The sequence below is a fragment of the Saliphagus infecundisoli genome (assembly GCF_020177375.1).
Lineage (GTDB): Archaea > Halobacteriota > Halobacteria > Halobacteriales > Natrialbaceae > Saliphagus > Saliphagus infecundisoli.
This window is the reverse complement of the sequence record NZ_JAIWHV010000059.1, coordinates 1-6,632: the sequence shown is the minus strand read 5'-3', so window position 1 is coordinate 6,632 and position 6,632 is coordinate 1. Positions and strand designations below refer to the sequence as shown.

The 6,632-nt window shown below is 59.0% G+C and carries 5 protein-coding genes and 2 pseudogenes; 2 read left to right on the top strand and 5 right to left on the bottom strand.

Translation table 11 applies throughout. From position 1 onward, the window contains the following. Positions 1-267: 267 nt before the first annotated feature. Positions 268-543: a patatin-like phospholipase domain-containing protein gene (locus LCF40_RS22665; protein WP_224830396.1), complete on the bottom strand. Its 276-nt coding sequence runs from the start codon at positions 541-543 to the stop codon at positions 268-270. Then, positions 536-1,397 (bottom strand): annotated as a pseudogene (locus LCF40_RS22655) (SDR family oxidoreductase). Before LCF40_RS22655 ends, LCF40_RS22665 begins: the two are co-directional and overlap by 8 nt. A 335-nt stretch (positions 1,398-1,732) precedes the next feature. On the opposite strand from LCF40_RS22655, the gene LCF40_RS22650 reads away from it, so the two are divergent. Then, positions 1,733-2,167 carry a DUF488 family protein, N3 subclade gene (locus LCF40_RS22650; protein WP_224830393.1) on the top strand — a complete coding sequence of 145 codons (435 nt, stop codon included), beginning with the start codon at positions 1,733-1,735 and terminating at the stop codon, positions 2,165-2,167. Positions 2,168-2,228: 61 nt separating this feature from the next. Here the strand turns inward: LCF40_RS22650 and ddh are convergent, their stop codons facing one another. Then, positions 2,229-3,158, bottom strand: coding sequence for a D-2-hydroxyacid dehydrogenase (gene ddh, locus LCF40_RS22645; protein WP_224830392.1), 930 nt, complete (start codon positions 3,156-3,158; stop codon positions 2,229-2,231). 427 nt (positions 3,159-3,585) lie between these two features. Between ddh and LCF40_RS22640 the strand changes: the two genes are divergently transcribed. Next, complete coding sequence (locus tag LCF40_RS22640) at positions 3,586-5,976, top strand: heavy metal translocating P-type ATPase (RefSeq protein ID WP_224830391.1); 2,391 nt, start codon at positions 3,586-3,588, stop codon at positions 5,974-5,976. A 130-nt stretch (positions 5,977-6,106) separates the two neighbouring features. On the opposite strand, the gene LCF40_RS22635 is transcribed toward LCF40_RS22640, so the two are convergent. Beyond that, positions 6,107-6,421, bottom strand: coding sequence for a hypothetical protein (locus LCF40_RS22635; RefSeq protein ID WP_224830390.1), 315 nt, complete (start codon positions 6,419-6,421; stop codon positions 6,107-6,109). Between the two features lie 42 nt (positions 6,422-6,463). Beyond that, positions 6,464-6,632: pseudogene (locus LCF40_RS22630) on the bottom strand (IS4 family transposase); the annotation flags it as partial.

The following is a 6,632-nucleotide window of genomic DNA, read 5'->3' as shown; positions in this document are numbered from 1 at the left end:
CCGCTGTACTGCTGCACCGTCATCGACCTCCGCCAAGATCTGGCGGAGGTCTTCGGTAGAGACGTTCTCCAGATTGGCCATACGGCCATTACTGACTCGAACTCTATGAACTTTTAGCCGTCAGTATTAGTGGACCCTCCAGTTAATCCGTACCCAGTTGGGGACCTGATAGATTGAGCGGAACTCTTGACAGCAGAGTACTCCCCGCGTGTTTCCGTAGGATTCGCTACGTAACCGGGTAAGAACTTACTGGAGGCTCCACTTAGTCTACTCGTTGAGGAGACGCTCCGGTGGTGAGGAGGCGGCGATCGCCGACCAAAGGGAGTCGAGGCGCTCGCGTACGCCGCCAGGGCCATCGACGTAGAGTCCCTGCCACGCAGCGACCGCCGAGACCGCGCCGCCGGAGGTGCCGCTCATTCCGACAAGGTCGTACTCCGGAGCGAGTTCGGGCAAGAGCCCTTTCAGAACACCGGCAGTGAAAGCTGTGTGACTTCCGCCACCCTGACAGGCGATGGCGACCTTCGTCGGTGCTTCGTCATTCATAGGTCGTCGTGTAGCCACCGTCCCAGAGCAGGTCCCCGCTATTGAGGTGCTTTCCATGCCGAGAGAACCCGAACACGAAGAGGTTCGCAACTTCGGCGGGAGTCATCATCTCTTTCGTACGGGCCTGCCCGAGCATCACGTCCTCAACAACCTCCCGTTCGGAGATGCCGCGCTCCGCGGCCGTGTCCTTGATCTGATTCACCATGAGTGGGGTCAGCACGTAGCCAACGCTGACAGAGAAGCCCCGAAGTTTCCCTCTTCCTCAGGAGCGATAGCCCTCGTCAACCCGCTGAGGTGTGCTTGGCGATGATATAGGCTGGCTTGTCCTGAGTCGCGAAATGACCGTGGACGGAGGACATGTTGCCGATAGCGCCGACGCCGTCATCGGTCGCGTGGATGTGTGGCATCGCGGCTTTCGTGGTCAGAAACGGAACCCGGAGCATGATATCAAGGAGAAGATCGTACTTCTCCACGGGGAAATCCGGGATGGACGCGATGTGTTGCAGCCCCGCGATATTCGCAAGGTATCGGAGTTCGCCCTGCTCGGCTGCAACTTCGATCATCGTCTCGACGTCAGTATCGTTCGTGAGGTCGGTCGGTACTACGCGTACTTCACCCGGTGTGCCGAGGTCCTCGGCGATATCGATCGTCTCTTGGATGCCGTCCTCGTCGATGTCGGCACCGATGACCGTGAGACTATTCGCCGCCAGGGCGATAGCAGTGGCTTGACCGATACCCGATGCTGCCCCTGTCACGACGACCACTGTTTCGGGGACGAATTGCGGATCGTCGAGAACGAGGAGGTCCTCGGACACCAGTTCGGGTTCCGTTAAATCGAGCGCTTCGGTCGACATATATGGGGAAGAACTACGCGGACAGCGGGCAAAAGACTATGCCGTGAGCGTAACCCAGACACAGGATTTCGAGCGTCCCGATCGGGGAGAAGAGTCATGCAGGCAGTTCGCTTCCGAGTACGATCACTCCCATGATCGACCGGATTAAGCATTACCCGGACGCACTCCAAGATGTCTGGAAGATGTGACGCGTTTATTGAATACCCTTCTTTATTTTGCATGCCAGTCTCGACAGTTGTTGAGGGTTCAACAGAGCCACAAAATCCCATAGTCGTGGACAGCGACTGTCGCCGGGAGGTTCACTATCCTGGACTGCTACCCTTGAGACAGAGATCATGACCACACCTGACCATCTTGAGGATACGTACGTCGCAGCGCTACATCATGATCTCGCAGACATTTCCCCGGAAGCTACGCTCGTGGGCGTCGTTCGACGACCAACCGGCTGGTTCAGAACGACGGTCGACGAGAACTATCCATCACTTGGTCCCCCAGCAGACCTCCTCGACGAGTTCAAACAGCGCCACGAGGATTTCAAAATGCAGGGGATGTGTGACGAGGGCGCCCATAATGCTGCCTGGGACGAGGTCGGATTCGAGGACCGGTACCGAACACATCTTTCCGAAGCTGCGGATGCTCAGGAGGCAGTTGCTGAGGTCACAGACAGACTTCGTGACGACGAGCACCTCGTCTTCGTCTGTTTCGAAAACATCGACCAGAAACGCTGTCACCGGACGCTACTCATAGATCATATCACTGAACAACTGTAGCCTGGGTCTGTCGGGTGTCTCTGTTCGACCTGTGCGATCTGCGTAATCCTAAGCCACTCAGCTACACGATCCGATTGACGAGGTCCTCGTCGGCGTCGATGTGGGCGAGGTTCTCTCGGACGAGGTCCGCGACGTTCCGATAGTAGTCCTCAGTGAACCCCGCGCAGTGAGGGGTGATGAGAACCTCCTCGAGTTCCCAGAGTGGAGACTCCTCGGGCAGCGGTTCCGCCTCGAAGACGTCGAGTGCAGCGCCACCGAGCGCCCCAGCTTCGAGGGCGTCGACGAGCGCCGCCTGGTCGACGACAGGGCCACGCGCGACGTTGATCAGAATCGCGTCGTCTCGCATCGCGGCGAATTCCTCGGTGGTCATGAGGTGGTGAGTTTCGTCGACGAGCGGTATCGCGAGCACGACAAACTTCGCATCCCGGATCGCCGTATGGAGGTCGTCCGATGTGTAGACTGTTCGAACTCCATCGAGAGGGTCGCCGGAGCGACGAACGCCGACGACGTCGAGTCCGAGCGCGGTCGCCCGGTCCACGATTCCCCGTCCGAGCGTCCCTAATCCGACGATACAACAACGCTCGTCTGCCAGCGTATATGCGTCGTCCCATGCGGGTGGCGACCACTCCCGTTGGGTCTGCGATTTCACGGCTGGCAGCAGTCGACGTGCGAACGAAAGCATGTATCCCGCGACGGTCTCGCCGACCGCCGGCCCGTGGATGCCACTGCTGTTTGTGAGGAGCACCCCGTGCTTGCGTAACTCGTCGAAGGGAAAGCGATCGACACCGGCCTGAATCGAGTGTATCCAGTCGACCCCCTCGAGGTAGCTCTCGTGATAGGCCATCGTGACGACGGCGTCGTACGGTTCGACCGAGTCAACGCCGGCGTCGATGATTGCCACGTCGACGGCGTCCGTGAGCGCGTCCCGTAGCTGTTCGGGGGGAAAGACGGCCGAGACGGATTCATCGACTGCGATACTCGAGACGTTCATACTCCTTCTGTTCGGTGGAACGGGTATTCAAGGGTGCGAAATTACCGCAACAGGGTTGTTGCTGCAGCCCAGTATCGAGTCCTGACAACATCGTATTAGCTCCATCTGCCAGTGAACTCATCAGTGGGATTCTTCCACCTCAATCGGGCCGAGCGACTGACCGAACATCCATTGAACACCGTTTAGTATCGACGCATCTAAGCCACCAGTAATGGCAGGCCTCGGCGAGGGACGCATCATCTACCAATCCAGAGTTCTCTATGGCGGTCAGTGTTGGTGAGTAATTCTGTCGCCTCCTCACTCACGGTCTACAACATGCAGGCTCTGTGGACAAGATATTCAGGGTGATCCGATCTACGGGGACGGCGACACTGTGTTCTGTTGTTCTGGGTGTCGAGATGTCCAACGGACACTCGGTGAGGGAGATGTGGACGATCACGAGGAATCCAGACGAATGGAAGCGGTTGCAGCCAGTTCCGAAAGCCTCCCTCCCGACGCTGGTACTCAGCGAGCTCAGACAGAGTCCCACGACGTTTTCCTTCAGGTGGATGGGATGCACTGTGCGACGTGTGAAGCCTTTCTGGAATCGATCGCTGACGACTGTACAGGGGTCACCGACGCTGCAGCGAGCTACGTCACCGAGACGATTCGCGTCGAGTACGATCCCACTCGCATCTCGGCGGACGCACTCTGTGACGCGCTGAGTCCGCTCGGCTATACGGCAACGCGTCGTGACGGTGGTAGTGATAATGTACTGACTGCGGTCGGCCAGTCGCGGCGGCAAGACGAGACGGGTGGCCGGGATATCGACGAGGTGCTCGGATTTCGCTACGCTGCTGGCGTTATTTTCGGGACGTTCATGCTCCTCCCGTACGCGGTGCTCCTCTATCCGGCGCAGCTCTCGTCGTTCTTCGGCGATGGGACGCTTGGCATGTATGCGAGTGCGTCCGGAATTGGCGGTGGAGATGGCCTGTTGATCCTGCCGCTCTTTCTCGTTCTGACGGGTGTGGTTCTGGTGTTCACCGGCCTCCCGCTGTTACAAGGTGCGTATGTCAGTCTGAAGATGCGACAACCGAACACGGACCTGCTCGTCGCACTCACCGTCGTGAGCGCCTATGTGTACAGCACGATCGCCTTTCTCCTCGGGCGGATCGACGTCTACTACGACCTAACGATCGTGATCGCCGCGAGTGTGGTCGCTGCGATCTTCTACGAATCACTGAGCAAACAGCGGGCGATGGATCGATTGACGGACCTCACCATTTCGCACGTCACTGACGCCAGACGATATGACGCCGACGGGACCACGACGACGGTCGACGTGAGCGATCTTGACCCAGGAGATAGAGTTCTCGTCCGTGAGGGCGAACGCATCCCGATCGATGGGGTGCTTGCCGAGGGGGAGTGTACGATCGATGAGGCAATCGTTACGGGCGAATCGCTCCCAGTGCTGAAGCGAGCGGGTGACGACCTCGTCGGCGGTGCGGTCGTCACAGACGGCGCTGCTGTACTCACGGTGAGTGACAGTCAATCCAGCAGCATCGACCGCCTCATCACATCGGTCTGGAATCTCCAAAGTGGGGACCACGGCGTCCAGCGACAGGCCGACCGGCTCGCGTCGATCGTCATTCCAGTCGTCGTGGGCGGAGCGGTACTCGCCGGCGGCTGGTCGCTCGTGACTGGGTCTGACGTCTCGCTCGTTGTCCTGACGACGTTGTCAGTGCTCTTGGTCGGGTGTCCCTGGGCACTCGGGCTCGCGACGCCGCTCTCCGTCGCAACGAGTATTGAAGAGGCAGTAACTCGCGGCATCGTCGTATTCGACGAAACCGTCTTCGAACGCCTTCGGAACGTCGACGTCGTTGTCTTCGATAAGACGGGCACCATCACGACCGGCCGGATGGAGGTTCTCGAGGCGAATGCACCTGCTGATCTCTTGAAGGTCGTCGCAGACCTGGAGCAGCGAGCATCGCATCCGGCGGCGGACGCGATCGCGACCGCATTCGCCCAAGAGGAGCAAGCTAGTGAGGATCCCAGAACAGATAGTGGGGTCGCTAATGAAGACAACCACAGGCGAGCAGAGCGCATCACCGAGTTCACGAGCCACGCGACCGGCGTCGAGGGGATCGTCGAGGACACGCGGATTCTCGTGAGCAATCTCGATCTTTTCGCAGACTTAGAGTGGTCGGTGAGCGACGATGTCGAAACCCGGGCAACAGCAGCTCGTGGCGTCGGTCGACTTCCGGTCGTCGTCGGTCGTGACGGTCGAGCCGAGGGCGTTATCATCGTGGGTGACGAGCCACGAGCGGGCTGGGAGGACACGCTCACGCAACTAAGTGACCGTGATATCGAGGTCGTTGTTCTTACTGGCGATGACGAGGCTGCCACTGAATTCCTCGCCACACACCCTAGCGTCGATCACGTGTTTGCGGGAGTTCCACCTGCGGGTAAGACCGCGACGATTCGCCGATTACAGTCACGGGGGCAGGTCATGATGGTCGGTGATGGGACGAACGATGCTCCGGCCCTTGCGACGGCCGATCTGGGAATCTCGCTCGGCGGTGGGACGGCGCTCGCGTCTGATGCCGCGGATATTTCTATCGTGGATGACGACCTCTCGACAGTCGAGACGACGTTCGACCTCGCAGATGCGGCCCGTCGTCGCGTCAGACAGAATAACGCGGTGGCACTTCTCTACAATGTGATCACGATTCCGCTCGCGGCTGTGGGCTTGCTGAATCCGGTGTTTGCGATGGGAGCGGTCGTCACGAGTGGCGGTCTCCTCGCGGCAAATTCATTTCGGGCGCTTCTCGGCGAATAATGGCCTCACCGCCAGAGCCATATATAGACCCAACCGCTACCCGTTGGCGAGGGCTTCTAGACGAATACACACTCTGTCGGGAATCAGTTGTTGCCAATTCCTGGAGAGACGGCGCTGGTGATGTGCTTGTTCACGGATTCGTTGAAGCACCCGTATCGCGGACGAACTGGATTACGGTGGCGAGGAGGACGAGACAGATGACGATCATCGCGCCCTGGGAAACGGTCGCGATAACGGAGTCGACTGAGTCGCCGGTCAGCAACGCGATAATCGCTGGAATCCCTCGTGTCGACCCCAGCACGCCGAGCACCGCCAAGAGACCGATTCCGTAAGCAGCAAGCCGTTGCCGAGCCGGCTGCTGGCGTCCCACCACGCCCAAGATGACGATGACAACGCCGAAGAAGGCTGGAATGAGCGCCGTGATACTCGCGAAGTCAGAAAGCACGTAGGCACCGACACCCAGGACGACGAGTACATACGTTCTAGTTTAGTGGTGATCAAAGGTGAACTCACCCCATTCAATCTGCTCACGTAACCGTTCCCTGTGTGGATTTGGATCCCGCGACGCCCACAGCAATAACTCGTCTAAATCCGGTAGTTCATAGCCTAACTCTACCATGAGGTACAGCTGGATCAGATGAACATGTCGTTCGATA